We start from the raw sequence: 26,921 nt of genomic DNA, 5'->3' as shown, positions 1-26,921 counted from the left end.
ATTGCCTAAATTTTGGGCAACTCCAGACGGGCCCAGACCGGCAGGTGGTCTGATGCCCGCGCAGCCAGGGCTGAATGGTGGACCTGCGCCTCGGCCACGGTCCATTCCGCGCTAAGGGCGATCCGATCAAACCGGGCTATCGGCTGGCGCGCGGGAAAGCTGCGGCCCGGGGCCAGCACCCGCCACGGAGCCGCAAATTCGCCCAGTGCCCCGCGCCGGACACTCCACTCGTTGCAATCACCCATCACCACCGTGGGGCAATGGTGATCGCAGCGCGCCAGGTGGGCCAGGATCGCGCGCAGTTGCTGGCGGCGGCGCAGGCCCGATAGATCAAGGTGCATGCCGACAACCCGAAACCGCTGGCCGCCCGCGATCAGATCGGCGCGGATCGCCCCGCGTGGTTCGATCACCGGCAGCGGCACCACGGCGGCTTCGGCCAGCTGGATCGTGCGCCGCACCAGCAGCGCATTGCCATGCCAGCCCAGACTGTCGGGCCGGTGGTTAAGCGGCACCGCGCGGTAGGGGCTATAGTCTTCAATATGATCCAGCGGCAGCACGCTTTCGCGGCGCCCGATCCGCCGATCGGCTTCTTGCAGCGCGACGACATCGGCATCGATCTCGTTCAGCACCGCCAGAATCCGATCAGGATTGCGCCGCCGGTCCAGCCCCACCGCCTTGTGGATGTTATAGGTGGCAAAGGTTAGCTGCATCAGCTCCCGGCGATATAGCGATCGCTGGCCCGCGTTGGCAGGCCATCGATGCTTTGCGTCCGCCCCGCCATTTTGGCTGCCCACTTCGCCGGATCTTGCTGGGCGTGGTATTTGGTCAGCGTTTCGCGGTGCTTGCCAAGCTCCATCACCGGCACACCCCAGCCGCAGCTGGTTTGGACGGAATCAACCGTGATATCAAATATTTGCCGGGTTCCAGGCAGCAGCGTGAAATGCCCTGCCAGTTCCGCCCAATCTGGATCTTGCGGCAGCACCGGCCGGCCGTGCCCATAAAGGCGCAGGATCAGCGCGGGCTGTTCAAAATTGCACATCATGATCGTGATCCGGCCATCTGCAGCCAGATGGGCGTGGGTCTCGTTCCCGGAACCGCCCAAATCGAGATAGGCGACCCGGTTTGGGCCCAGCACCTTGAAGGTTCCGTCAAGCCCCTTGGGGCTAAGGTTGATCCGCGCGTCTGGTGCAGCGGTGGCCACGAAATAGACCGCCTGCCGGGCGATCATGGCTTCGTGTTCGGCGGTGATGTGATCGGTGAATTCCATGCGGGTCAGACTAGGTCAGCATACGGGCTTCGACAAGCCCGTGCCCCATGACGCCCCGGCCCACTCCATTCGTCATCCCCGCCTGCGCGGGGATGACGAATGGAGTGGTGGCGGCTGCCTATCTTTCCTTGGTCGCCGAAAAAGCGAGTTCGGGGTTCTTTTCCTGCTGATACGATACATCCCAGGCAGACCGCGCCATGAATACCAGATCGCCATCACGATCTTTGGCCAGGTTTGATTTGCTGATATCGGCAAAAGCCTTGAGCGCAGCCTCAGTGCCCTTGATCCAGCGCGCAGTATCGAACGGCGAAGGTTCAAGCACGGCCTCAACCTTGTATTCCGCCTCAAGCCGCGAAATCAGCACGTCAAGCTGAAGCTGCCCGACCACACCGACAATCCATTGCGCGCCAATTTCCGGATAGAACACCTGGATCACGCCTTCTTCCGAAAGATCATCCAGTGCCTTGCGCAGCTGTTTGGTTTTGGTCGGATCCTTCAGCACCACCCGGCGCAGAATTTCCGGCGCAAAATTGGGCAGGCCGGTAAACCGCACCTTGTTGAATTCGCTTAGGGTATCGCCCACCCGCAGCGTCCCGTGGTTGGGAATACCGATGATATCGCCGGGCTGCGCGGTATCGGCAAGTTCGCGGTCCTGGGCAAAGAACAGGATCGGCGAATGGATCGCCACCGGCTTGCCCAGCGCCGATGGGATCAGTTTCATGCCGCGCTTGAAGGTGCCTGAAACCAGCCGCATGAAGGCCACCCTATCCCGGTGCATCGGATCCATGTTGGCTTGCACCTTGAAAATGAACCCGGTCACTTCCTTGCCTTCGGGGTTGATTGTGCCGGCACTGCTGGGCTGCGGGCGCGGCGGCGGCGCATAGTCTGCAATCGCCTCGATCAGCTCGGTCACGCCGAAATTCTTGAGCGCCGATCCGAAATAGACCGGGGTCAGATCGCCATTGCGGTAGGCCTCGATATCGAATGCGGGATAGCCGGCCTGGGCCAGTTCGATTTCCTCTGCGATGGTCGCAGGAATTTCCCCCGTATCGCGCTTGCCCAGAAATTCGCGGCTATCACCTTCGGGGCGGCTGATCTGGCCCGAGGCGAAATCGAGCACACCCTTGAATTCACCGCCCATCCCGATCGGCCAGGCCATCGGGCAGACATCCAGCGCCAGCGCATCGGCCACTTCATCAAGCGTCTCGAACACGCTGCGCCCTTCGCGATCAACCTTGTTGACGAAGGTGATGATCGGCACCGAACGCAGCCGGCAAACCTCGAACAGCTTGCGGGTCTGTGGTTCGATCCCCTTGGCGGCATCGATCACCATGATCGCCGAATCAACCGCGGTCAGCGTGCGATAGGTATCTTCGGAAAAATCTTCGTGGCCCGGGGTATCAAGCAGGTTGAACGTTATGCCCTGCCGCTCAAATGTCATCACCGAGCTGGTCACCGAAATGCCGCGCTGCTGTTCGATCTTCATCCAATCAGACCGGGCCCGCCGCGCCGCGCCCCGCGCCTTGACCTCGCCCGCCAGATGGATCGCGCCGCCTTGCAGCAGCAACTTCTCGGTCAGCGTGGTCTTGCCCGCATCGGGGTGCGAGATGATAGCGAAGGTGCGGCGATTGGACATGGAGGCGGCGCATAGCGGGGCGCACCCCTTTGGCCAAGCTAGAACGAAGCAACCCTTAAGGTGAAGCGGATCGAGCGGCCTGCCGCCATCACCAGATCCTTGTTGAATGACGTGGCCAGCAGCTGGACATCATCGGTCAGATTCTGGCCGACAAGCCCCAATTCGATCCCCGGATGATCCTTGAACGGGCGCCAGGCCAGATGCAGGCTGAGTGCGCTGTAGCCCTGGGTTGGAGTATCGAAAGCACCAAACTGATCCTGCCGGGCATGCCACATGTAATCAAATCCGGCGTCAAACCGGGTGCTGGTCCATTTCAACCCGCCGCCAATCCGCCACGGCGCGATCCGCGGCACATTGCTGCCATCATCCAGGCTGGCGCGGGTGTAATCGCCCATCAAGCGCAGCGCCAGAAGCCCACTGGGCTGTTTGATCAAATCAAGCCGGGCCTCAGCCTCTACCCCGCGGAAATGGGCGTTTTGCTGGCGGTAGAATACTTCGCGCAGGGGTTGGCCAGTGCCCGCCAGGCAATTGCCCAGATCATCGCAGGTCCGCCCGGTCAGATCGCCATAGACATAGTTTCCGAACCATGTGGAATAGATGCTGCCATCGAATTCGAACGGCCCGCGTTCAACCCTCAGGCTCATTTCCAGCCCTTTTGCGCGTTCTGGAACCAGCGCAGGATCGCCGGTTTCATAGGTTTGGGGGCCATCGTGGCCGCCGCGCGCAAACAGCTCGGTCAGGGCCGGGGCGCGCCCGGTGGTAGATGCGGTGAAGCCCAGCTTGATTCCGTCTGACAGATCAAGCAGCGCGCCCACTGCCCCGCTCAGCGGTGTAAATTCGCGGGTCGTGAACAGGTTGGATGCCGGCGTTCCGGTAACGCGGACTCGTTCAATCCGGGCCGCACCTTCAACGTGAAGCCCATCCGAAAGCGTAATTTCGGTAAAGGCATAGGCGGCCAGATTGCGTGAGGTGGCAGGTTGCAGATAGCTGTCTGCTTCACCAATGGCCGAAAAATCGCGGTGCTGGTATTCCAGCCCGATTGCGGCATTGCTGATCGGCCCAATCCCGCCCAGCAACAATTCCCCGCGCAGATTGCCTTCCTTGTTCCTGAAGGTGGTTACGATGGTGCCATCGGGCTCCTTCTCCGAATGCTCGTAATCGCCATAGGAACCGTCAAGGTGCAGCGCTTCCTCATCGCCCAGCAGGAAGACGCTGCGCGAGATCAGCTTGGTCTGGCGCATATCGATATAGGCGGCTTCGGCCGGAATTCCGTATTGGGTATCGTAATGCGTCACCGCCAACCCCGAATGGCTGCCGCCCGGGCTGAACAGCGATCCGCCCACCGATCCGCCCCAACCCCGGAAAAACGAATTGGCCTGCACGCCCAGCGGGGTCTGGTAATCGCCGGTATGGCGATAAAATCCATCGGCATGCAGCGCCAGATTACCGCTGCGGGTATCGATCAGGGCGGATACTTCTGCGGCATCGTTGACCGTGCCAAAGCTGGAGGTGAATTCGCCGCGCAGCGGATCGCCCGCGCGCCGCATCGGCACCCGATCATTAAGGACGTTGATCACCCCGCCGATTGCCTGGCTGCCATAGCGCAGCGTGGCCGCGCCGCGGACCACTTCGATACTGCGGGCTGAAAGCGGATCAAGCGGCGTGCCATGATCGGGGCCGATATCCGATACGTCTGAAATGCTGGTGCCATTTTCCAGCAGCCGGACCCGGTTTGAATCCATCCCGCGGATGATCGGCCGCGATGCGCCCTGGGCAAAGCCCGAAGCCGAAATGCCCGGAACCGATTGCAGCGCATCGGCAATGCTGGACCCACCGGACTGGCGGATCTGATCGGCATCGACCTTGGCCGGAATCGCCGGGGTATCCTGCGCCGAATGTGCAAACGGCGTGGCGGTGACGACAATTTCCTGGCTTTGCTGAGAAGCGGCTTGTTCGCCAGCCTCATTGGCCAATGCCGGCATGGCAAACAGGGCCATAGCCATCACTGCCACCAGCGAAGTGCCGGACAGGAAAGGTGCAGACTTCATTTTGATGCGAAATTCCAATGGTCAAAGCGGCGGTCCAGACTGGCTGGACCATGGTTGTGGCTGCTGCTAGCTGAACCACGGATTAGTGACAAGATACTATCACATGCCGCCAAGCCGAATCGTCGCAATTCTTAACCGCGTCGGCGCAGGATCACATAGATTGCGCCGGCGCCGCCGTGCCGCCGGTGCGCGCCGCGGACGGCGGCGATATCGCTGCCGTGCGGTCCGATTGCCAGCCAATCGAGCACTTTCGCACGGATCGCACCGCGCCGGGTGCCGCGATCGGCCGCTTCGGCCGGGCGCGGGCGGCCGGTGATCACCAGCACCAATCGTGCCTGCAGCGCCTTGGCCTGGATCAGCCCGGCATCAAGCCTGGCATGCGCCGCATCCAGACTGTGACCATGCAGATCCAGCGTGAAATCGGGCATGGCCAACCCCCGGGCCAGCTTTTTGTCCCAGGATCCGTCGAGGCCCCTGGTATCGATCGGGCTGGGCCGAGCCGGGCTGAGCGCGGCCGGTTGCAAGATCGGCCGGCTGGTTGCCGCGGGACGCGGCGCGCGCTTTGCTGCCTTGGGCGCGGCGGCTTCGGTTTCGCTGATCGCAAGTTCTGCCAATGGGGGGCGCACCATTCCCGGCAAAGGCCGGACCGTATGCGCCACCCGCGCCCAAAGTTGCGCTTCCTCGCGGTTCAGGCGGCGCTTCATTGCGGGCTGGAAAGGCGCGTCAGCGTGCCCTTGGGCAGCAGCAGCACGGCATCGCCGCGCCCGCTCATTCCTCCGGCCGTCACCCGGGCCTCGGCGCCAAAGCCCCAGAAGCTGTCAAACCGGTTGGCGCCCTTGATTGCGCCGCCGGTATCCTGTGCGATCCACAGCCCATCGGCCTCGCTTCGGTCAAGCGTCAGAAACACCGGCGCGCCCAGCGGCACAAACATCGGATCAACCGCAACACTATCGCGCGCGCGCACCGGAACCCCCAGAAAGCCCAGCGGCCCATCCCCCTTCAGTTCCTGAAAGAAGACATAGCTTTTGTTTTCACGCATCAGCGCCCGGCCTTGTTCGGGGTTTTCGCGGATGTACTGCATGATCCCTTGCATCGATCCAGAATACTGTCCCGGGCCGGTGCCCAGCAGCCCGCGCTGGCGCATCACCCCGCCAATCCCGGTATAGGGATGGCCGTTCTGACCGGCATAGCCGATCCGCAATTGGGTGCCATCGGGCGCGATCAGCCGGCCAGAGCCCTGCACCTGGAGGAAGAACAATTCGACCGGATCGGCCGCCCAGCCAATTTCCAGCCCGCGGCCCATCAGCGCACCGTCCTCTATATCGGCGCGGTCATGATAGGGTACAAATTTGCCGCTGGCATCATAGCGCCCCAGCGGCTGGCCACCCTTTTCGGTTGGCGGGGCATCGCCCACTTTGGCCCGGACCAGATCGCGCGGCAGCCCATAGACCGGCACATCAAAGCCGCTGCGCCGGGTGCGCACGCCGGAAATTGCCGGTTCGTAATAACCCGTCACGAACGCCTTGCCATCGCCCACCTGAACGGCTTCAAACCAGGTATCAAAGAACCGCTTGGCGCGGGTTTCGGGCCAGCGCGTTGCGGCTTCGCAGGCGCCCTTCCAGTCATCAGGCCGGGTCAGGCCCGATTGATCGGTGCGGGTGATCAGTTTGGGGCAGCTAAGCCGAAATGCGGCCAGCGCGCCGCGCGCGTCGCTATCGGAAAAGTTCAGTTTGGAAATCGCCGGGCCTGGCCGCAGGCCTGCGGCGAAAGCGTTGGTCGCAGCCCCCCCGGCAATCGGCGGGGCCGGCGGGATCAGCCGGATACACGAAGCCAGCACTGTGCCCAGCACGGCCAGGGCAAGCCAGCGCCAGAGGCCCGCTACACCCCCGCGCACCGCGATCAGGCCTCGTCTGTTTCGTCGAGAAGCCAATCGGGCCCGGCGGCATTGGCGGCGCGCGCAAACGTCCACTGGTCACGCGCTTCGATCGCGTCGGTCAGCGATCCGGCAATTACCTCGCCAGCGGCATTGCGGGTTACGGCGGCGATATCCGCCACAAAGCGCACCGCAATCCGCGCCATTCCGGCATCGACCACGGCTGCGGCGATAGTTGCATCGGTAATCCGTACCAGCCGGTTTTCCAGCCGTTCGCCGGATTTTTCACGCGCCGCAATTGCAGCTTCAAACGTTTCCATCACCGCCGGATCGCACAGCTTGGCCAGCGTTTCACGGTCTCCGCTCCAGAACGCTTCCAGAACCATCCGGTAGGCGCCCTTGGCCCCTTCAACGAACGCGGAAATATCGAACCGCTTGTCGGCCATCGCCACTTCTTTCAGCGCGCGTTCGATTGCCGGGGTAATTCCGGGCACCATCACCCGCGGCACGGCGCCATTGGCGCCGCGATCCGCCAGATCGGGAACCTGGATTTTCGGCGTGACATCGCCCTTCGGCTCAAGCCGGGGCTGCTCATCATGTTCGGCGCGTCGGCCCAGCACACGGATCAGTTGCAGCCCCAGAAAGGCCGCCACCATGGCGAGGATCACAATTTCAACGGTCTTGTCCACGTTTACCAGTCCTTGGCCGCACTTGCGGGGCTTCGCGCATCTGTAACGTCAAATAGGTAGTCTTGACAAATGAACAACGCGTGGACGCGGGTTTTCTGGGTTGGGCTGGTGTTGCAAGGCGCGCCTGCGCACGAATTGCTTTCCGATTGCCCGGCTGGGCCAGCAGTGCTAGGCGCGCCGCCAAATCCCTATCCGTTCCAAAGAAAGCAAGCGAAGCCATGTCCGACGACGGCACCATCATCACCGACCTTGGTCTTGACGCTCCCCAGCCCAACGGCGCCGATACCGGCCCGGCCGTGGGGATCATCAATCAGTACATCAAGGACCTTTCGGTTGAGAACCCGAACGCGCCGGAATCGTTCCAATGGACCGATACGCCGCAGATCGACGTGCAGTTCAACATCGGCGCGCGCGAGATGAGCGAAGAAGTGAGCGAGATCGAGTTGAAGATCTCGATCAATTCGAAAGGCCCGGCCGGCACCCAGTTCATCGTTGAACTGGCCTATTGCGGGCTGGTTGGGATGCGCAATCTGGATGACCAGAGCAAGCACGCGTTTACCTATGCCGAAGCGCCGCGCCTGCTGTTCCCGTTTGCCCGCAACGTGATCGCCAATGCGGTGCGCGATGCCGGTTTCCAGCCGCTGCTGCTTGAACCGATTGACTTCAACGGGATCTACGTTGCGCAGCTGGCCGCCCAGCAAGGCGAAGGCGCGGGCGCGCCGCCGATGGGCGAAGCCTGATTCTGCGAACCGGACCCCGCTGATGAGCCTGATCAAAAATGTCGGGACTATTGGCGGGCTGACCGCGATCAGCCGGGTGTTCGGCTTTGCCCGCGATATGCTGCTGGCCCGGATACTGGGCGCGGGGTTGGTCGGCGATGCCTTTCAGCTGGCATTCACCCTGCCCAACACTTTCCGGCGGCTGTTTGCCGAAGGCGCGTTCAGCGTGGCGTTTGTTCCGATGTACAGCCGGGCTCTGCACGGCCACGATGGCGAGCCGGGCAGCGAAGCCCGCGCCGAGGCCTTCGCGAGCGATGTCCTTTCGGTGTTTCTTTGGGTACTGCTGGGCTTTTCCGCCTTATGCATGGTGTTCATGGGTGGGATCGTCTGGCTGCTCGCCCATGAGTATGCGAAAATTCCGGGCAAGTTCGAACTGGCAGTGCTGCTGAGCCGGATCACATTCCCGTATTTGTTCCTGATCAGCATTGTGGCGATGCTTTCGGGCCTGCTCAACGCACGAACGCGATTTGGGCCGGGTGCGGTGGCGCCGGTGCTGCTGAATATTGTCCTGATATGCGCAATCCTGCTGGGTGGCCGCTTGCGCGGAACAAGCGGCGATGATCTTGTAGTGGGTTACTGCCTGGCCGCAGGCGTCTCTATTTCGGGTCTTGCCCAGATGCTTTATCTCATGTGGGAGACAAAGCGGGCCGGGGTCCGCCTCAAGGTGCAGCTGCCGCAATTCACGCCCGAAGTGAAGCGGCTGGGATTGTTGATTCTGCCGGCGACTTTCGGGGCAGGCATCTATCAGATCAGCCAATTGGTCGACACGTTCTTCGCCACTTCGCTGCCACAAGGTTCGCTGACCCTGCTCAAGATGGCCGACCGGCTTAATCAGATGCCGCTGGGCATTGTCGGAATCGCTCTGGGCACCGCGATCCTGCCAATGCTGTCGCGTCACATCCACACCGGCGAGGCCAAGGAAGCGCAGCGGCTGCAATCGAACGCTTTCGAAATTGCCACACTGCTGACCCTGCCCGCAGCCGCGGCGCTGGCAATCTGCGCTGATGCATTCTGCACGGCCTTTTTCGTAGGCGGCAAGTTCAAGCCCGAAGACGGCGCGGTGATGGCGCAGATCGTTGTTGCGCTGGTGGCCGGACTGCCGGCCTATGTCATCGTCAAGATCCTCAATCCCGGGTTCTTTGCGCGTGAAGATACCCGCACCCCGGTGTGGATCGCGCTGATCTCGCTGGTGTTCAACATCATCCTGAACGTATTCGTGGTTCGGCAGTACGGCATTGTCGGCCTGGCCGCCGCCACTGCATGTTCGGCCAGCCTCAACTGCCTGATGCTCTATGCCATCCTGCATAAGCGTGGCTGGTTCCGCTTTACTGCGCCGCTAGCGGGCAAGATCGCGCGTCAGATGCTTGCCAGTGCCGCAATGGCCGCCATTCTTTGGTGGCTAACCCCGCAGCTTGCGCCATACTATTCGGGCAACTGGGTCGAGCGCACCTGGTCGTTGGCGTTGATCGTGGGGGCCGGGATGACGGTGTTCGTTGCTGTCGCCGTTGCATCCGGCGCGATCGACAAATCGGTGCTGGCCCAGCTGCGCCGCCGCCGTCCGGCCCGTACCAAGGCTGACGACGAAATCATTGAAGTAGAGTAAGGTACAGACATGCGCGTCGTCTCTGGCATCCAACCCACTGGCAAGCCGCACCTGGGCAACTATCTGGGCGCGATCCGCAATTATGTGGCCTTTCAGGATCAGGCGGAGGCAGCGGGCGGGGTCAGCCTTTATTTCCTGGCTGATCTTCATGCAATCAGCCTGGCCCACGATCCGGCCGAGCTGACTGCTAACACCCGCGAAATGGTGGCAACGCTGGTTGCTTGCGGACTTGATCCGGCGCGCAGCGTGCTGTTCAATCAGGCCCAGGTTCCCCAGCATGCAGAGCTGCAATGGCTGCTTTCGGGCACCGCCCGGATGGGCTGGCTGAACCGGATGACCCAGTGGAAGGACAAGGCCGGCAAGAACCGCGAAGGCCAATCGGTTGCGCTGTTCACCTATCCGGTGCTGCAGGCTGCCGATGTGATGCTTTATCAGGCCACCCACGTGCCGGTGGGCGATGATCAGAAGCAGCATCTGGAGCTGGCGCGCGATATCGCGCAAAAATTCAATAACGATTTCTGCACCGATGCCGCGCCGGTTTTCACTCTGCCCGAACCGATCATCCCGCCTGAGGCCGCCCGGATCATGAGCCTGCGCGATGGCAGCGCCAAGATGAGCAAAAGCGATCCTTCGGACATGAGCCGGATCAACCTGACCGACGATGCCGATACGATCATGACCAAGATCAAGAAGGCCAGAACCGATCCCGAGCCCTTGCCAAGCGAGGCAAAGGGCCTTGAAGGCCGCGCCGAAGCTGCCAACCTGGCTGAAATTTATGCTGTGCTGGCCGGGATCAGCCTGGCCGATGTGCTGCGCCAGTTTGGCGGACAGGGCTTTGGCCAGTTCAAACCGGCGCTGGGCGAATTGCTGATCGAAAAACTGGCGCCGATCAACCTGCGGTTCAATGCACTGCGCCAGGATACGGCCGCGCTTGATGCAATCCTGCGCGATGGTGCGGCCCGGGCGCGCGCGTTGGCGATACCCACGCTGGATGCCGCCTATGCCGCGCTGGGGCTGTTGCGCGGGTAGTTGGATCTGCCGGGCGAATCCCGTGCAGGCACACTTTTGCCCATTCAAGGCTGATTAAGCCGGCTTGGCGCAGGGGTTAAGCGATCTTAGGATTTCCGCCAGCTGGCACGTGATTCGTGGGCGGTGCGGTTCAACAGGGAGACGCAGGATATGTCGCAGGTTCGCTTCACCCCATTGGGTCTGATCAAGGCAGGATTGGCATCGCTGATGCTGGCTGCGCTGGCGGCCTGTGCCACCCCGTTCAACGCCAATGTTCAGCGCTATTCACAGGCGTTGCCGGCCCCGCAAGGGCAGACATTTGCCATCGTGGCAGAAGATCAGGCGCTGGCCGGCGGCCTCGAATTTTCGCAATACGCCGGGCTGGTTGCGGGCAAGCTGCAGGCGCTGGGCTATGTTCCGGCCGCCGATCCCGCCACTGCCGATATGATCGTGCGGTTTGATTATGGGGTGGACAAGGGCCGCGAAAAAGTGCGCCAGTCTGCCCATGTCGATCCGTTCTGGCAGCCCTGGTATGGTTATGGCCGGCGTTCGTACTGGGGGTCGCGCCGCGGCTATTACAACCCATATCGCCCGATGGGTGCCTGGGGCTATGGATACTATGACCCATGGTTTGATGGCGGCTATGAAAGCTACACCGTCTATATCAGCGGGATCAGCATGAAGATTGACCGCCGCGCCGATGGTACGCGCCTGTTCGAAGGCCGGGCCGAAGCCGCCAGCACATCCAACCGCTTGCCATACCTGGTGCCAAATCTGGTTGAAGCCCTGTTCACCGATTTCCCGGGGCGCAGCGGCGAAACCGTGCGGATCAGCGTTGCGCCGGAAAAGAAGAAGCGCTGATTTCAGCGAATGTGAAAAAGGGCGGGCCCGGCTGGGTCCGCCCTTTTTGGTTTGTGCGGCCTAAGTCTTGAGCGCAAAGACTCCGCCAGTCGAACCGAACCCGCCTTCGCCGCGCTGGGTTTCATCAAGTTCCTCGACGGCCTGCCACACAGCGCGGGTCACCGGGGCCAGCACCAGCTGCGCCACCCGATCACCCCGGCGGATCTCAAACGGTTCGCTGCCATGGTTGATCAGGATCACTTTCAGTTCACCGCGATAATCGCTGTCGATCGTGCCGGGGGCGTTGGGCACGGAAATCCCGTGCTTCAGCGCCAGGCCTGATCGTGGGCGAACCTGGATTTCAAAGCCTTGTGGGATCGCCATGGCAAGGCCGGTGGCCACTGCGTGACGCGCGCCCGGCGCAAGCGTTATATCCTCAGCCGAAACCACATCCATCCCGACTGCCCCATGGGTGGCATAGGCCGGCAAATCCAGCCCCTGACCGTGCGGCAGGCGCTTTACCTGAAGCGCAATATCAGGCTGGAGACTTGGCGGGTTTGAGGGCATCGGCGATCCTTTCGACAATGGCGCGGGCCACCTGGTCCTTTGCCATTTCGGGAAGGTCTTCAACACCCTTGGCAGTGACGATATGCACCAGATTTGCATCGCCGCCCATCACGCTTTTGCCCTTTTTCACCGCAACATCATTGGCAATGATCCAGTCCGCGCCTTTGCGTTTGCGCTTGTCCTTGGCATTTTCCACCACGCGTTCAGTTTCCGCGGCAAAGCCGATCACCAGCTTGGGCCGCTTTTCGCTGACCGAAACCATCGCCAGCACATCGGGGTTTTCGGTAAGCCGCAGGGCCGGCGGGGCTGAACTGCGCTTTTTCATCTTTTCGCCCGATACGTCCTGCGCGCGCCAATCGGCAACCGCGGCAACCATCACCGCAACATCGGCCGGCAGCGCCTTCTTTACCGCATCGACCATCTGCACCGCAGTTTCTACATTGATCCGGTCCACCCCCAGCGGCGTTGCCAGATGCACCGGCCCCGAAACCAGCGTCACCCGCGCGCCCAGCTGCGCCGCAGCCGCAGCGATCGCATAGCCCTGTTTGCCTGACGAACGGTTGGCAATGTAGCGCACCGGATCGATCGGTTCGTGGGTTGGCCCGGCGGTGATCAGCACATGCCGGCCCTTAAGCGGGCCATTGGGATCGATCGCGGGGCCTTGGTCAGCTGCGAAATCAGGCTGCGCTTCAAGCGGATTTTCCAGCACCGCGGCTTCGAAGATTTCCGGCGCGAAACTGGGATCGCCCTTGATCACATGGTTGATCGCATCAGGATCGGTTGGCGGGGCGGCCTTCGCCCGGCCTTTCTTGGACAAGATCGGACTGGCCAGCAGAACTTCGGGCGGCGGCACATCTGGCAACGGCTCTGGTTCGATCTCGATAAATTCGCCTTCCAGCAGATCTGCATCAAGATCGATCGGCATTCCCTTGCCCGATCGCGTGATAAGACCGGCAGAAAGTCCGCCATGGCCGGTATCCGCGCCATCTTCCCCGGCCAGATCAGTTCCGCCAAATTCGAGCGCCAGATCCGGCGCAGGCAGCAACTTGGCCGCATCAAGACCCAGCAGCTGGCAGATCGCGTTCCACACCGATGCCGGCTCGGGCAATCGGCCCGGGCCATATTCGCCGCATGCCATTGGCCCTTCATCGGGATCAAGCACCTGCACACCGCGTTCGATCAGGGTCTTGATATTGTCTTGCGTGGCTTTGTGTTCCCACATCCGCACGTTCATAGCCGGCACGGCCAGCACCGGCTTGTCCGTGGCCAGCAGCAGCGTGGTGGCCATATCATCGGCAATGCCGTGCGCCATCTTGGCCAGCAGATCGGCGGTGGCCGGGCAGACCACAACCAGATCGGCCGAGCGGCTAAGCTGGATGTGGCCCATCGTCGCTTCACTGGTAAGATCCCAAAGCGTGGTGTGAACCGGGTTCTCGCTGAGCGCGGCCAGGGTCATGGCGGTGATGAATTTGGATCCACCCTCAGTCAGCACACAGCTGACATCGCCGCCGCCCTTGCGGATCAGGCGGACGAGTTCACAAGCCTTGTAGGCAGCAATGCCGCCGCCCACTATCAGAAGGATCTTCGGTTCAGTCATCGTGGTACGCTTGTGCAACGCCATCCCTTCATGCGCAACAGGCTATGCCAATGCGCCGCAATGCGCCATGATGGCTAAATCGGGGTTAAACGGGAGGGTTACCAAAATGCGAATGGCCATTACCGCGCTGATTTTTCTGGCGGGCATGTTCAACCTGTTTCTGGGGGTCTCGTTCCTTTACGATCCGGGCGGCATGGGCCTGCAATTTGGTGTTTCGCCCAACGGCCCGCTGGGCATGGCGGTGTTGCGGGCGGATTTCGTGGCCTTTTTCCTGGTAGTCGGCTTTTGCATGCTGCGCGGGGCCTGGCGCCGCAACGGCGATCTGTTGCTGGTGCCGGCCGCCTTGTTCGCGGTGGCCTTTACCGGCCGGGCAATCAGCGCCCTAGCATCCGGCACCCAGCCGGGCTTTTTTGAACCGATGGTGGCCGAGGCGTTGCAGGTTATCCTGTTGATGATCGGCTGGCGGGTTATCCCGCACCACAAGATCGAAGAACTGACCAGCTAGGCCGGGGAATCGGCTTTGCGCGCGGCTCCGATCAGGCCCTTTAGCGCCATCGGCACAAACGCCAGGCCCACGAACATGCCGGGCGCGATCACCGCGCCCCAATAGAAATTATCTGGCCGGCCGGCGATCATGAAGGCTGCACCATAGCCAAAAAACAGCAGCGCTGCGGTGGTTCCCAGCGGGCTTTTCCAGCCGGCCCAGCCCACCATCATCAGCACCACTACCGGCCCGGCCAGATAGTGCGGCAAAAAGCGCAGGTTGCTGGACAGGACCACGTTCGAAAGCCAGCCCGAAAGCCCGCGCAGTTCAAGCCACGAAGGCCCGATCGGATCACCCGGCTGGACCAGCATTGCCACTTGCTGCAGATGCCACGCCAGACCGGCAGCAAAGGCCAGCACCAGCGCGGTCCATGCAGCTGCCTCTTTCCATTCGCGGCGATAGAGCGCCAGTGCGCCCATCAACAATACGAAGGGCAGCGCATGTTCGCGGATCGCCAGGGCCAAACCGGCGGCCATCACCGCGCCCAGCCACTTGCGCCCCGGCCGGTGCAGCGCCAGCGCCAATGCAATCAGCATCCCGGCCCACAATTCGTGCAGCACGAAATAATAGCGGTTAAGCCCCAGACTGGCCCCGACGAAGATCAATGCCGCGCCGATCCGGCGGACTTCGGCGGTGCCGGGTTCATCGCCCAGCCGGTTCCACCAAGCCCAGATCACAGCCAGCATCAGCGCCAGCGCCGCGGCCAGTTCGCCAGGAACCAGCAGGTCGGCGCCCTTGCCGGTATCACCCAGCCACGTATCAATATAGGCCAGGGTCGGCAGCCGCACCGCCACACCGGGGCGCAGCGGATAGTGCGCCTTGCGGTGCTCCTCAGCCGCAACAGCATAGTAATTTTCACCCTGGCCGATCCGCGCAATCACCCGGTCATACAGCGCAAGGTCTTCATCGCGCGGGCGGTTCTGCTGAGCCTTGGCGGGGCTATCACCGGCCACCGCTTCAGCAAAACCGGCGGTGTTGGCTTGCTGCAGCCCGGCAGCGATCGGGACCATGGCAGAGGCAATCAGGACCAGCAGCAGCACCGCCAGCAGCAGCCGGGCCGGCAATCTGCGCCACTGGCTGAAACGATCATGCGGCGCAGCGGTGTCTCTATCCATGGGGTCCCCGTTTTTTGCGCTTGTGCATGGCGCGAAGGCGAAAGGCAATTGCGCGTTAACTTGCGCTTCGCCGCTGCCACCCTACATAGCCCCTTGAAAGGATTTTTGGCGCAATGAACGATGAACAGCCCAGCGGCACGCCCTGGATGAAGAACCTTCTGGTCTGGGGCGGGATCTTCCTGGCTTTGGCCGTGGTGGTTTCTATGTTCAATGCCCGCGGTGAGGTTGCGGCAACGCCGATTTCCTATTCGGAATTCAAGGCCAAGGTACAAGCCGGGCAGGTTGAAAAGGTTGAAGTTGGCGAAACCAAGATCACCGGCAAGGCCAAGGACGGCAAGACCTTCACCACCACCCCGGTCCCCAACGATACCACCCTTACCCCGCTGTTGCAGCAAAGCGGCGTGAACTTCACCGGGGCCAAGCCTGATGAAGGCAATATGCTGGTTTACCTGCTGGTTCAGGTGTTCCCGATCCTGCTGATCCTGGGCCTGGCGATCTTCATTATTCGCCAGATGCAAAAGGGCGGCGGCGCCGGCGGTGCAATGGGTTTTGGCAAGAGCAAAGCCAAGATGCTGACCGAAAAGCAGGGCCGCGTGACCTTTTCCGATGTCGCCGGGATCGACGAAGCGCGCGAGGAACTGGAGGAAATCGTTGACTTCCTGAAGGACCCGACCCGCTTTTCCAAACTGGGCGGCCAGATCCCCAAGGGGGCGCTGCTGGTTGGTTCGCCAGGCACCGGAAAGACCTTGCTGGCCCGCGCGATTGCGGGCGAAGCAGGCGTTCCGTTCTTCACCATTTCAGGTTCGGACTTTGTCGAAATGTTCGTCGGCGTTGGCGCGAGCCGCGTGCGCGATATGTTTGAACAAGCCAAAAAGAACGCGCCGTGCATCGTTTTCATCGACGAAATCGATGCGGTTGGCCGGCATCGCGGGCATGGCCTGGGCAATTCAAACGACGAACGCGAACAAACGCTCAACCAGTTACTGGTCGAGATGGATGGTTTTGAAGCCAACGAAGGCATCATCATCATCGCCGCCACCAACCGTCCCGATGTGCTTGATCCGGCGCTGCTGCGCCCTGGCCGGTTTGACCGGCAGGTAACGGTGCCACTGCCCGACATTGAAGGCCGCGAAAAGATCCTGGGCGTGCACATGAAGAAAGTGCCGCTGGCCCCTGATGTCGAAGCCCGCACTCTGGCGCGCGGCACACCGGGCTTTTCGGGTGCCGATCTGGCCAACCTGGTCAACGAAGCCGCGCTGCTGGCCGCGCGCCGCAACAAGCGGCTGGTCGCCATGCGCGAATTTGAAGATGCCAAGGACAAGGTACTGATGGGCGCCGAACGGCGCTCTATGGTGATGGACGACGAGGAAAAGAAGATGACCGCCTATCACGAGGCCGGTCACGCCCTTGTGATCGTTCACGAACCGGCACACGATCCGATCCACAAGGCCACGATCATCCCGCGCGGCGGCGCGCTGGGCATGGTCATGCACATGCCCGAACGCGATCGCTATTCGTATCACCGAGACAAGATGCACGCCGATCTGGCCTGCGCTATGGGCGGGCGTGTGGCCGAAGAACTGATTTTCGGGCATTCCAAGGTCTCATCGGGCGCCAGTTCAGACATCCAGTATGCCACCCGTCTGGCCCGCGCAATGGTGACCAAATGGGGCATGTCGGACAAGCTTGGCCCGCTGCAATATGAAGAAACCCAGGAAGGCTATCTGGGCTATGGCGGATCTTCCCGGACCATGGGTTCGGACGAGACCAACAAGCTGATCGATGCCGAAATCCGGGGGCTGGTGGATGGCGCACACAAGCGCGCGACCATGATCCTCAAGAAGAACATCAAGCAGTTGCACCTGATCGCGGGGGCCATGCTTGAGCATGAAACGCTGAGCGGGGATGAAATCACCGAACTGCTCGCAAATGGCACGATCGACCGCAGCGACAAGCCGGGCAGCGCCCAGCCGATCGCCGAAGTCAAAGGCTCTGCCATTCCCAAGGCTGGGCGGCGGACTGCGGGCGCGGCGGCCTGAACGGGGTTTTCTAGCCCCCGGTCTGCGCCAATATCAGCATCGAAAACAGGATCATCGCGGCCACTGCAATGCCCAGCAGGGCAACCGTGCGCCACACCGCGCTACGCCGCGAAAGGGCATAGGTCCCGCGCAGTTGCCGATACATGTGCCACGGCACAATTAGCAGCGCGGCCGGTACAATCAGCGGAGCCTGCACGGCTAATGCCAGTGTCACCACCACCACTAGCAGCGACATGAAGCACAGCGAATAGGTTACGAACACGGTGTGGTCGTAAAGGTGGAACCGGCGGCGCCAGGCAAACAGCAGCCACACAAACGGCACCGAAATCGGGATCAAGGCCCAGCTGAATTTGTAGGCATTGGTTTGCAATTTGTAGAACACCAGCCCGGGATTGTTCTTGAGCGCTTTCAGCGTTCGATCGATTGCCGGCACATCGCTTTGCGCGTTAAGATCTTCGAACTTGGCGTCCTTGACCTCTTGCATCACCCGCAACGCTTCCTGCGCGCCCGCAATCTTCCCATCGATCGCATCAGTTGGCTGCCCGGTTCGGGCCAGTTCGGCGCGGCGGGCCTTAAGCTCGTCGAGTAGCTTGGCTTGGGCCGGCAAGCCTTCATTGACCACCTGCCCGTTGACCTTGACCAGACTGCCCGGATCGAATGCACCCGCAAACTGATTGACCGCGGCAAACATCAGGAACACCACAAACAAAAACAACGCGATCGGGCTGACATAGCTGGCCCGGCGGCCATCGATGTATTCGCGGGTCAGCTGGCCCGGCCGCCAGGCCAGCAGCGGCAGGGTGCGCCAGATCTTGCCTTCAAAGTGGAACACCCCGTGCAGCAGATCGTGAAAGAATGCTCCGATCGTCTTGTGGACGTGCGCCGCCTGCCCGCAGGCGTGGCAATGCCGGCCAATCAGCGCAGTCCCGCAATTTAGACAGGCCGCTTCGTGGGTGTGGCCATCTTCTGCGGCTTCGCCGTGCCCAGGTTCGGCCACGCGCGCCAGCAATGCACCTTCGGCAATCGCACCAACCACTTCACCGGGTCCTGACAAAACCATGCTCCCTTGCTGCCTGGCAACGTTCATGGTCTTGTAAGGCAAAGGCGGTCAAGCACACTGCAAATATCGGGAGATAAATTGATGAAGCGTTTGCTTGGCCTGCTGGCCCTGTTGCTGGCGATACCGATGGCTGCATTGGCCGCGCCGGGCGATATGAATGTAGCCACATTTCTGGCCAAGGCCGATGCGCTGCGGGCCAAAGGGGCAGGCGCGCTGTTTTCCAGCGACGTGGGTCTGCTCAAAAGTGAGGGCAAGGCCGCCGGAGAGCACTACAAGGCCCGGCTGAATCGGGAAAAAGCCGAAGGCCGCCCATCAAGCTGCCCGCCGCCGGGGACCAAGATCAAATCCGATGATCTGCTGGCCTTCCTGCGCACCTATCCAGCTACGGTGCGCCCGAAAACAAGCATGAAACAGGCCATGGCCGATTACTTCATCAAGAAGTACCCCTGCCGGACCTGATTCGGAAGCAACCAGATTGGGTCTACTCGCCTGAGCGTGCCGGATTTCGTGTTCTGGGGGAGCGAGAATGATGTCATTCGAGAACCGGCGCGCAGCGACCATCAGGTCGTGAGCACCGGAAGCGCAGAAGGATATCGTTCGCAACCCGCCAGAACGCGAAAGCCGGTATGCTCAGCCCTCGTAGTCACCACCGATTGAGGTATTGCGCACCGGCGCGGCTGCGGTGATCCGCAGCGCTTCGGCCGACTGGCTGAGCGAGCCGACTTCATCAACCTCATCATCATCATCGGGCAGAACCCGCTGAAGCGAACCGATCACCGATTCCTTGAGGTTGGCCGGGTGCACGGTTTCATCCGCGATTTCGCGCAGCGCCACCACCGGGTTCTTGTCACGATCACGCTCAATCGTGATTTCTGCCCCGCCCGAAATTTCCCGCGCGCGCTGTGCGGCCATCAGGACCAGATCGAAGCGGTTGGGGATCTTGTCTACGCAATCTTCAACGGTAACGCGCGCCATTGGGGGCACTCCAAAAAACGAGGAAATCAGGATTGTCTCGCGCTTAGCGCCCAAGCGTTTGGGAAGTCAAGAAAAAATCGCATAAACAATTGATTTAAAGCGATAATTTTTATGAATCAGTCTTCGTTATACTGGCGGTACTGATCGCGCGCGAGATTGCCGAATTTGGTGAACTCGCTTTGGAAATGAAGCTGGATGTTCCCGGTCGAACCGTGGCGCTGCTTGGATATGATCACCGTTGCCTTGTTGACCACTTCAAGATGGCGTTCCATCCACTTGTCGTATTTGGCGATAGCATCGGGCGAGCTGGTCTCGCTGGGTTCGTCCGGCTTGGACGCATCGTGATAGTATTCCTCGCGGAAAATGAACCAGACCATGTCGGCGTCCTGCTCGATCGAGCCCGATTCGCGCAGGTCCGAAAGCTGCGGCCGCTTGTCCTCGCGGCTTTCAACTGCGCGGCTTAGCTGCGACAGCGCGATCACCGGAATTGCCAATTCCTTGGCCAGAGTTTTGAGCCCGCGGCTGATCTCGGAAATTTCGTTGACCCGGTTGTCATTGGCCCGGCCCGATCCCTGCAGCAACTGCAGGTAATCGATCACCACCAGGCCAATATCGTGCCGCCGCTTAAGCCGGCGCGCGCGGGTCCGCAGGGCAGAGATCGAAAGCGCCGGGGTATCATCGATGTACAGCGGCAGTTCGGCAAGCCGCTGGCTGGCGAAGGAAATCCGCTGGAAATCCTCGTGGCTGATCTTGCCCATCCGCAACCGTTCGCTGCTGATCTCGGCCTGTTCGGCCAGGATGCGGGTGGCCAGCTGATCGGCGCTCATTTCAAGGCTGAAGAAGGCCACCGGCGCGCCTACCGATTTATCGGGGGCGATCCCGTCTTGGAGATCGCGCAGGAACCGGTCTGCGCAGTTGAAGGCAATGTTGGTGGCCAGCGAGGTTTTGCCCATCGCCGGTCGTCCAGCCAGGATGATGAGATCCGAATCGTGCAGGCCGCCAACCTTGCCGTTCAGATCATCCAGCCCGGTTGTTCGGCCCGATATGTGCCCGCCCGAATTGAGCGCGCGTTCGATCTGCTGGATCGCGGCCAGGCTTGATGTGCGAAAGCTTTGCGCTTCGCTACCCACCGCCGCGCCTTCGGCCACTTTGTAAAGCGCGGCTTCGGCCCCGGCGATCTGCTCCATCGGCTCAACGCTTTCGCTGGTATCCAGCGCCGAATTGACCAGGTTGCGGCCCACCGAAACCAGTTCGCGCAGCAAGGCCAGATCATAGATCTGCCCGGCCAGTTCACGCGGTGCCAGCAAGCCTTGCCCATCCGCGGTCAACCGCGCCAGATAACCCACCCCGCCCAGCTCCTTCAGCGCTTCATCCGCTTCGAAATAGGGCCGCAGCGTTACCGGGGTGACCACCGCCTTGCGATCAAGCAATTGCAGGATCCGCTCAAAAATGCGGGCGTGCACCGGTTCAAAAAAGTGATCGGGGTGCAGCGGGCTGACCAGCTCCTCGATCACCCGGTTGTCGATCAGCGCGGCCCCCAGAAAGGCGGCCTCAGCCTCAACATTGCTGGGCAGCACCCGCGCGGCGGTTTCATCGGGGCGGGGGAAAGGGATCGGTTCGGCCATAAGCCGCGTTCAATGCGCGCTCGCTGCCCGACCATCAAGAACCTTGTCGCGCACGATTAGGGATAGCTCTGTGAACAACTATTGCCCGCCCCTGCTGCTTCTGCAAAAAGCGCCCGGCCATGGCGAGCCCCCGGATCATCCATATCGAGCTTGATGAAGCGACGATCCTGTGGCGCAGCGCCGATATCGAACAGGAACGGCGGATCGCGATTTTCGATCTGATCGAAGAAAACCTGTTCAAGCCGCTGCGCGCCTGGGAAGCCGGGCATCAGGGCCCATACCGGCTGAAACTGGCGGTTGATGATGGCCGGCTGACGCTGGAAGTGTCTGACGAGGAAGGCCAGTTGCTGGAACAGCTGGTGCTGGGCCTGGGCCGATTCCGCCGCCCGATCCGCGACTATTTTGCAATCTGTGACAGCTATTACCAGGCAATCCGCAAGGCCACTGCGGCCGAAATCGAGACGATCGACATGGCCCGGCGCGGGGTTCACAATGAAGCGGCGGAAATGCTGCTGGAACGGCTGGAGGGCAAGGTGGAAACCGATCATGCCACCGCCAGAAGGCTGTTCACCCTGATCTGCGTGCTGCATATCAGGGGTTAGGGGAAACAGGGCTCGCTTATGGCAAGACGTTCATCCAGTCGCAGGCGGCTGCGCCTTATTGGCGCGATGCTGCTGCTTGCGCTGCTGGTGGCTGGCTGGGGCTGGTGGACAATCCACCATTGGCGCCCGCCAGTTGCTTCGTTTCCGGTCCAGGGGATTGAGGTTGGCGCAGAGGATGGGCCAGTCGATTGGAAGGCCGCCAAGGCGATCGGCGCCAGTTTCGTCTATCTCGGCGCCTCGGCCAGCGCCTTTGCCCGCGATCCGGCTTTCGCCAGGAACCTTGAGGATGCCCGCGCAGCCAAATTGCAGGTGGGCGCGGTCCACCAATACGATCCGTGCCAGCCGGCCGAACGCCAGGCCGCCAATTTCATGACCGTGGTTCCGCGTGACAAGGCGATGCTGCCCCCGGCAGTTGACCTTGATCTGCTGGCCGATCAATGCCCGATAAAGGTGGGCGACGCCGCCGTGCAGAGCGAGCTGATGACCTTCCTCAACCAGATCGAAACCCATACCGGCAAACCGACGATCCTCAAGATTTCGCAGCGCTTCGAAAAGCGCTATCACGTGGCGCGCAAGCTTGATCGCAATCTGTGGCTGGAACGCCTGCGGTTTGAGCCTGACTATGCCGGGAGGCCCTGGACCTTGTGGACCGCGAACGCCTTTGTGAAAACCGAAGCCGGCCCAAAGCCGCTGCGCTGGGTGGTGCTGGGCCGATGAGCTGGACCAGAGACAGCCTGATTGCCGCCGCGCGCGACGCCGCGGACAAGGCCTATGCCCCCTATTCGGGCTTCCACGTTGGCGCGGCGCTGGGTTTTGCCGATGGCAGCGTGATCACCGGCGCCAACGTTGAAAACGCCAGCTATGGCCTGACGCTGTGCGCCGAAACGGTCGCGGTTGGCAAAGCGCTGAGCGAGCAATGGCGCGGCAAGCTGGAAGGCGTGGCGGTGATCGGCGGCAAGGCCGGCGCGGTGGGCGCGGGCAATCCGGTAACGCCATGCGGACGCTGCCGCCAGATGTTGGGCGAAATGGCCGCGCTGGGCGATAGCGATCCGACAGTGTGGTGCATTGGCGAGAGCGAAGTGCTGGAACTGGCGCTATCGGCGCTGCTGCCCCATAGCTTTGGGCCAGAGGCGCTAGCTTAGGGCGGTGTGCGCAATATCTGAAGCATCGGGGCAAAGTCCGCCTACCCTGAGCCTGTCGAAAAGCTGTCCTGGTTCTTCGCGCGTCATGCACAGCCGCCAGAAGAAAACGACAGCGCTTCGACAAGCTCAGGGTAGGCGGAGGTAGGAAGAACGTTTCAGATTTTCTGCTGACCACGCAAGCGTTCAACCGGCCCCGCGCAGCCGCTTTCCCAATTTCGCCAGCCACAGGCCGATATATTCTTCGGGTGAGAACAGATTGGCCAATCGGGCTTTTTCAGCAAAGCCGCTGGGATGCGCCAGATCGAGCAGCGCCGGGTTATGCGAGGCGGCCTGCTCCAACCCCGCACGGAACCGGCTTTGGCCATTTGAGAACACCACCATGTTTTGCCGGTACCACCAGCAGACATCGCTGTTGAGCCACAGCCGCGGCCGGAGCACATCGTGGAGCGTGTAACCGCGATCTTCAAACTTGCGGGCCCAATAACTCAGCGGTTGCTCATTCACATGGTGCTGGCCGCCCTGCCCGGAAATCGCCGCGGAAAACAGGATCGTATCGGATAACGCCGCAAGATTGGCCACGAACTGGTCAGCCTGCGGCGGTTCGATGTGTTCGGCCACTTCCAGCGTCATCGCCAGATCGAACCTTTCGGGCTCGGAAAACGGCTGCGAAAGATCGGTCGGCTCGAACGCGGAGCGATCGATCAGCAGGCGGTCTTGCCGGGTCCAGGGGCCATCGCGGCCCTTGATCCGCAAATCGCCAAACGCCTTCAGCCAAACCCCGCGCCCACAGCCGATGTCGATCACGCTGGCGGGTGGCGGCGCACCGGCTGCGGTCAGGCAATTACGCAAGACCGGAACCGTAGTTACCGCCGACCGGGAAGTGCGAACGTAGTCCCGGTCATAAAACCGCGAGGAATAGAACCAGCGCAATTGCAGCCTTTCAAGCGAATTACTTACAACAATCTGACGATTAGCCAGCGACATCAACAGGCTCTATCAGGCCAGCGTCGCTTCGGATAGCCACTCCAGCAGCGATCCCATACAGTCCCGCCCCAAGATCGCGCTGCGTTCCGGGCTCCAGCCCTGGGCCTCGCACGGCAGATCGTTGTTGTCCTTGAACGGCATTTCCAGGGTCATTGCCACCGCGCCAAAGCGCTGCGCTACCTGGTTGGTGGACATGGTCAGATTGGCCTTGCCTGCGCCGGCCACCGGATAGCCCAGCCGGGTCTGAAAATCCGGGGTGCGGCGTTCGAGGATCGTTTTGTAGCGATCAAAGCCGGCCTGCTGCTGCGGGCTGTGTGATGGTATCCCTTCAAAGCCGGCCAGGAACACCGCCGGGATCGCTTCATCGCCGTGGACGTCGATCGCGAAATGCACTCCGGTTTCATCCATCGCATTGCGGATTGCCAGAACTTCGGGGCTTTTTTCCGCGCTGGGGCTGGCCCATTCGCGGTTAAGGTTCATGCCGGCGGCATTGGTGCGCAAATGCCCGCGATACGATCCATCGGGATTGGCATTGGGCACAATGTGGAACCGGCACAGCTGCCGCAGTTTGCGGCCCACCGGATCAGCCGGATCGGTCAGGCAATCAAGCGCGCCTTCGATCCACCATTCAGCCATCGATTCGCCAGGGTGCTGGCGGGCATAGAGCCAGACCTGCCGATCACCCTCACCCAGTTCAAGGCAATCGATCGGCTGGCCATCCAGGCTGCGGCCCAGCACCCGGTGATCAACCCCCAGTTCCAGGGCAGCGCCCGATATCAGATCGTGGTGGCGGTCCATCGAATAAGGCGCGAAATAGGCGAACCAGGCCACGTTGGCATCGGGGATATAGCGCACGGTCAGGGTGCCGCCATCTTCGCTCTTGTCGTATGAGCTCGTCGCCCGGCCCCAAAATTCGCGGTCTTCGCTGACCGCCGCATTGTAGCCATCCCATCCGCCCGGATAGGCCGATGCGCCCAGCCCGGTGATCTTCAGTTCCAGCTCGCGGCCCGCACAGCCAGAGACGCGAAAATGGAACCACTGGAAGAAGTCTGACTGGTGGTCCTTGCGGATCTTGAGCCGGGCCGTAGTGCCACTGATAGAGAGCACTTCGATATTACCGCTGTCGAATGCAGCGTCGATCTGGATTTGAGTCATTTGACCTCGATAGTCTCGCCCGACCGGCCGGGGAAGCCCTGGAACAAGGCTTCGCTCATCTTTGGTGCACCCAGCGCAGTTGCCGCCAGCGGCGATTTGGCCGAGACCACAAAGCTGGCACGGCCTTCCCACAGCACTGTTCCCGCTGTGCGGTCCCTTATCCTCACCGCCAGATCGGTTGCGATCTGCTGGCCGGGCTTGGGCGAGAGGTTAAGCCCGATACCCAGCCCTAACCCGCCGCCATGGGTGCCGGCCGATCCGCCCAGCCCGACACTGACCGGGCTGGATCCGGCCGGCTCTATCGTCCGGCGCGAAAGGATCATGGTGGCCACTTGCGCGCCCACGCCGGGCGATGCCTCGGTATAGCCCAGACCGATCAGCTGGCGCATGACCGCAGCCTTGTAGGCCTGCCATTCCAGGCCGTTGCCGTCGGCCCCGGGGGCCGGTTCGACAGAGATCGTGCCCTTACCCAGTGCAGAAATGTCTGGCCCATGAAAACGCGTCACCTCAACCGGGCCGACCGGGGTGACGCAGGCCCCAAGGCTGGCGATCATGGCGGCGGCAAGGCCAATGCGGATCAGGTTCATGGGCAAGCGTTCCTTGGCAAAGTGGCTGGCAGTCTGCCGCTTCCCCCCATTGCTGGCAAGCAATGCCGCATCATTAACCATTTACTCGGCTGAAAGTGCTAGGCGCAGCGATGATATGATCAACAAATGCCCTGTGCTCGTTACCGGCGGTGCCGGCTATATCGGCAGCCATGCTGTCCTTGCTCTGGCCGATGCCGGATGGCCGGTGGCGGTGATCGATAACCTGACTACCGGATTTCGCTGGGCCGTGCCCGAAGGCGTGCCGCTGTATCAGGGCGATATCGAGGACGCCGATCTGCTGGCACGGATCTTTGCCGAACAGGGCACAGCTGCGGTGATGCATTTTGCCGGATCGATCATCGTGCCCGAATCGGTTGAGAACCCGCTCAAATATTATCACAACAATACCGCCAAAAGCCGCGCGCTGATTGGCGCAGCGGTGGCCGGCGGGCTCTCGCATTTTATCTTCAGTTCGACCGCGGCAACCTATGGCATTCCGGCAGTCTCTCCGGTGAATGAGGATTGCCCGCGTTTGCCGATCAATCCTTATGGCATGTCAAAGCTGATGACCGAGATCATGCTGGCCGATGTGGCCAAGGCCCACCCGCTTAACTTCTGCGCGCTGCGCTATTTCAATGTCGCCGGGGCCGATCCGCGCGCCCGCACCGGGCAATCGACTGCCGGCGCGACCCATCTGATCAAGGTTGCGGTTGAAGCTGCGCTGGGCATGCGCGAAAAAGTTGATGTATTCGGCACCGATTTCGCGACCCCTGACGGCACCGGGGTGCGCGATTACATTCACGTTTCTGATCTGGCCGCCGCCCATGTGCTGGCGCTGGAAGCCCTGATTGCCGATCCGGCGGCATCGCTGACCATGAATTGCGGCTATGGCCGGGGCTATTCGGTGCTTGAAGTGCTGGATGCGGTGGACCGGGTGACCAACCAGACTATCCAGCGCGTCCTGGGCCCGCGCCGCGCCGGTGATCCCGATTCGCTGATTTCGGATAATTCGCGGATCAAAACCGCGCTGCCGTGGGTGCCTAAATATGCCGATCTTGATACAATCGTGGCCCACGCGCTGCAATGGGAGCGGAAATTGGGCGAGATACGGGGTAAGAGTTGACTTGGCAGCGAACCGCACTTAACGGCGCACCTTCAAATTCAAGCGGCGATGCCCGCACCCGAG

At 61.6% G+C, this 26,921-nt stretch carries 27 protein-coding genes; 11 read left to right on the top strand and 16 right to left on the bottom strand.

Going from position 1 to position 26,921, the window contains the following annotated elements; translation table 11 throughout:
• Positions 1-5: 5 nt before the first annotated feature.
• From ABL914_RS03135 to ABL914_RS03105, 7 genes are all read right to left on the bottom strand, one after another.
• On the bottom strand, positions 6-710 hold the full coding sequence (locus tag ABL914_RS03135; RefSeq protein WP_391561693.1) for an endonuclease/exonuclease/phosphatase family protein: 705 nt from the start codon (positions 708-710) through the stop codon (positions 6-8).
• Positions 710-1,267: a pyridoxamine 5'-phosphate oxidase family protein gene (locus ABL914_RS03130; RefSeq protein ID WP_391561692.1), complete on the bottom strand. Its 558-nt coding sequence runs from the start codon at positions 1,265-1,267 to the stop codon at positions 710-712. Before ABL914_RS03130 ends, ABL914_RS03135 begins: the two co-directional genes overlap by 1 nt.
• Before the next feature lie 118 nt (positions 1,268-1,385).
• Complete coding sequence (locus ABL914_RS03125; RefSeq protein ID WP_391561691.1) at positions 1,386-2,903, bottom strand: peptide chain release factor 3; 1,518 nt, start codon at positions 2,901-2,903, stop codon at positions 1,386-1,388.
• A gap of 38 nt (positions 2,904-2,941) precedes the next feature.
• Complete coding sequence (locus tag ABL914_RS03120; RefSeq protein ID WP_391561690.1) at positions 2,942-4,951, bottom strand: TonB-dependent receptor plug domain-containing protein; 2,010 nt, start codon at positions 4,949-4,951, stop codon at positions 2,942-2,944.
• A gap of 131 nt (positions 4,952-5,082) precedes the next feature.
• Positions 5,083-5,655, bottom strand: a complete 573-nt coding sequence (locus tag ABL914_RS03115) for a Smr/MutS family protein (protein WP_391561689.1) — start codon at positions 5,653-5,655, stop codon at positions 5,083-5,085.
• Positions 5,652-6,845: a murein transglycosylase A gene (locus tag ABL914_RS03110; protein WP_391561688.1), complete on the bottom strand. Its 1,194-nt coding sequence runs from the start codon at positions 6,843-6,845 to the stop codon at positions 5,652-5,654. The genes ABL914_RS03115 and ABL914_RS03110 overlap by 4 nt, the downstream gene beginning before the upstream one ends.
• A 5-nt stretch (positions 6,846-6,850) precedes the next feature.
• Positions 6,851-7,480: a Tim44/TimA family putative adaptor protein gene (locus ABL914_RS03105; RefSeq protein ID WP_391561715.1), complete on the bottom strand. Its 630-nt coding sequence runs from the start codon at positions 7,478-7,480 to the stop codon at positions 6,851-6,853.
• Between the two features lie 251 nt (positions 7,481-7,731).
• Between ABL914_RS03105 and secB the strand changes: the two genes are divergently transcribed.
• From secB to ABL914_RS03085, 4 genes are all read left to right on the top strand, one after another.
• Positions 7,732-8,253, top strand: coding sequence for a protein-export chaperone SecB (gene secB / locus ABL914_RS03100; RefSeq protein ID WP_391561687.1), 522 nt, complete (start codon positions 7,732-7,734; stop codon positions 8,251-8,253).
• 22 nt (positions 8,254-8,275) lie between these two features.
• A complete protein-coding gene (gene murJ, locus ABL914_RS03095) occupies positions 8,276-9,895 on the top strand; it encodes a murein biosynthesis integral membrane protein MurJ (protein WP_391561686.1) in 1,620 nt (539 codons plus the stop codon).
• A 9-nt stretch (positions 9,896-9,904) separates the two neighbouring features.
• Complete coding sequence (gene trpS / locus ABL914_RS03090; protein WP_391561685.1) at positions 9,905-10,924, top strand: tryptophan--tRNA ligase; 1,020 nt, start codon at positions 9,905-9,907, stop codon at positions 10,922-10,924.
• Positions 10,925-11,074: 150 nt separating this feature from the next.
• Positions 11,075-11,764, top strand: coding sequence for a DUF4136 domain-containing protein (locus tag ABL914_RS03085; protein ID WP_391561684.1), 690 nt, complete (start codon positions 11,075-11,077; stop codon positions 11,762-11,764).
• Positions 11,765-11,824: 60 nt separating this feature from the next.
• Here ABL914_RS03085 and dut read toward each other — a convergent pair whose 3' ends face one another.
• Together dut and ABL914_RS03075 are read right to left on the bottom strand one after the other, a co-directional pair.
• On the bottom strand, positions 11,825-12,310 hold the full coding sequence (gene dut, locus ABL914_RS03080; protein ID WP_391561683.1) for a dUTP diphosphatase: 486 nt from the start codon (positions 12,308-12,310) through the stop codon (positions 11,825-11,827).
• A complete protein-coding gene (locus tag ABL914_RS03075) occupies positions 12,279-13,907 on the bottom strand; it encodes a bifunctional phosphopantothenoylcysteine decarboxylase/phosphopantothenate synthase (RefSeq protein ID WP_391561682.1) in 1,629 nt (542 codons plus the stop codon). The genes dut and ABL914_RS03075 overlap by 32 nt, the downstream gene beginning before the upstream one ends.
• 106 nt (positions 13,908-14,013) lie before the next feature.
• Between ABL914_RS03075 and ABL914_RS03070 the strand changes: the two genes are divergently transcribed.
• Complete coding sequence (locus tag ABL914_RS03070; protein ID WP_391561681.1) at positions 14,014-14,412, top strand: hypothetical protein; 399 nt, start codon at positions 14,014-14,016, stop codon at positions 14,410-14,412.
• On the opposite strand, the gene ABL914_RS03065 is transcribed toward ABL914_RS03070, so the two are convergent.
• A complete protein-coding gene (locus ABL914_RS03065) occupies positions 14,409-15,566 on the bottom strand; it encodes a hypothetical protein (protein WP_391561680.1) in 1,158 nt (385 codons plus the stop codon). The genes ABL914_RS03070 and ABL914_RS03065 overlap by 4 nt on opposite strands.
• A 113-nt stretch (positions 15,567-15,679) precedes the next feature.
• On the opposite strand from ABL914_RS03065, the gene ftsH reads away from it, so the two are divergent.
• The gene (ftsH, locus tag ABL914_RS03060; protein WP_391561679.1) at positions 15,680-17,605 is read left to right on the top strand and encodes an ATP-dependent zinc metalloprotease FtsH; all 1,926 of its coding nucleotides are present in this window, start codon (positions 15,680-15,682) and stop codon (positions 17,603-17,605) included.
• Between the two features lie 10 nt (positions 17,606-17,615).
• Here ftsH and ABL914_RS03055 read toward each other — a convergent pair whose 3' ends face one another.
• Positions 17,616-18,692, bottom strand: a complete 1,077-nt coding sequence (locus tag ABL914_RS03055) for a DUF3667 domain-containing protein (protein WP_391561678.1) — start codon at positions 18,690-18,692, stop codon at positions 17,616-17,618.
• A 54-nt stretch (positions 18,693-18,746) separates the two neighbouring features.
• Between ABL914_RS03055 and ABL914_RS03050 the strand changes: the two genes are divergently transcribed.
• The gene (locus ABL914_RS03050) at positions 18,747-19,124 is read left to right on the top strand and encodes a hypothetical protein (RefSeq protein ID WP_391561677.1); all 378 of its coding nucleotides are present in this window, start codon (positions 18,747-18,749) and stop codon (positions 19,122-19,124) included.
• A 171-nt stretch (positions 19,125-19,295) separates the two neighbouring features.
• On the opposite strand, the gene rpoZ is transcribed toward ABL914_RS03050, so the two are convergent.
• Complete coding sequence (gene rpoZ, locus ABL914_RS03045) at positions 19,296-19,640, bottom strand: DNA-directed RNA polymerase subunit omega (protein WP_391561676.1); 345 nt, start codon at positions 19,638-19,640, stop codon at positions 19,296-19,298.
• 116 nt (positions 19,641-19,756) lie between these two features.
• Positions 19,757-21,265 (bottom strand): replicative DNA helicase, encoded by a 1,509-nt coding sequence (locus tag ABL914_RS03040; RefSeq protein WP_391561675.1) that lies wholly within the window; start codon positions 21,263-21,265, stop codon positions 19,757-19,759.
• A gap of 119 nt (positions 21,266-21,384) precedes the next feature.
• Between ABL914_RS03040 and ABL914_RS03035 the strand changes: the two genes are divergently transcribed.
• Genes ABL914_RS03035 through ABL914_RS03025 form a run of 3 tightly spaced genes read left to right on the top strand, consistent with a single transcriptional unit; the run spans position 21,385 to position 23,009 of the window.
• Positions 21,385-21,867: a UPF0262 family protein gene (locus ABL914_RS03035; protein WP_391561674.1), complete on the top strand. Its 483-nt coding sequence runs from the start codon at positions 21,385-21,387 to the stop codon at positions 21,865-21,867.
• An 18-nt stretch (positions 21,868-21,885) separates the two neighbouring features.
• Entirely contained in the window at positions 21,886-22,584 is a 699-nt protein-coding gene (locus ABL914_RS03030) for a glycoside hydrolase family 25 protein (protein ID WP_391561673.1), read from the top strand.
• Positions 22,581-23,009 carry a cytidine deaminase gene (locus ABL914_RS03025; RefSeq protein WP_391561672.1) on the top strand — a complete coding sequence of 143 codons (429 nt, stop codon included), beginning with the start codon at positions 22,581-22,583 and terminating at the stop codon, positions 23,007-23,009. Before ABL914_RS03030 ends, ABL914_RS03025 begins: the two co-directional genes overlap by 4 nt.
• A 183-nt stretch (positions 23,010-23,192) precedes the next feature.
• On the opposite strand, the gene ABL914_RS03020 is transcribed toward ABL914_RS03025, so the two are convergent.
• The 3 genes from ABL914_RS03020 to ABL914_RS03010 are packed head-to-tail and all read right to left on the bottom strand — an operon-like array spanning position 23,193 to position 25,735.
• Positions 23,193-23,993: a methyltransferase domain-containing protein gene (locus tag ABL914_RS03020; RefSeq protein ID WP_391561671.1), complete on the bottom strand. Its 801-nt coding sequence runs from the start codon at positions 23,991-23,993 to the stop codon at positions 23,193-23,195.
• Between the two features lie 12 nt (positions 23,994-24,005).
• Positions 24,006-25,148 (bottom strand): M14-type cytosolic carboxypeptidase, encoded by a 1,143-nt coding sequence (locus tag ABL914_RS03015; protein WP_391561670.1) that lies wholly within the window; start codon positions 25,146-25,148, stop codon positions 24,006-24,008.
• Entirely contained in the window at positions 25,145-25,735 is a 591-nt protein-coding gene (locus tag ABL914_RS03010) for a DUF4136 domain-containing protein (protein ID WP_391561669.1), read from the bottom strand. The genes ABL914_RS03015 and ABL914_RS03010 overlap by 4 nt, the downstream gene beginning before the upstream one ends.
• A gap of 115 nt (positions 25,736-25,850) precedes the next feature.
• Between ABL914_RS03010 and galE the strand changes: the two genes are divergently transcribed.
• Positions 25,851-26,858, top strand: coding sequence for a UDP-glucose 4-epimerase GalE (gene galE, locus ABL914_RS03005; RefSeq protein ID WP_391561668.1), 1,008 nt, complete (start codon positions 25,851-25,853; stop codon positions 26,856-26,858).
• Positions 26,859-26,921: the final 63 nt, after the last annotated feature.

It is taken from the genome of Novosphingobium sp. (assembly GCF_040079535.1).
Classification (GTDB): domain Bacteria; phylum Pseudomonadota; class Alphaproteobacteria; order Sphingomonadales; family Sphingomonadaceae; genus Novosphingobium.
The sequence above is the reverse complement of the archived record's forward strand: the minus strand, read 5'-3'. Positions and strand labels throughout refer to the sequence as shown.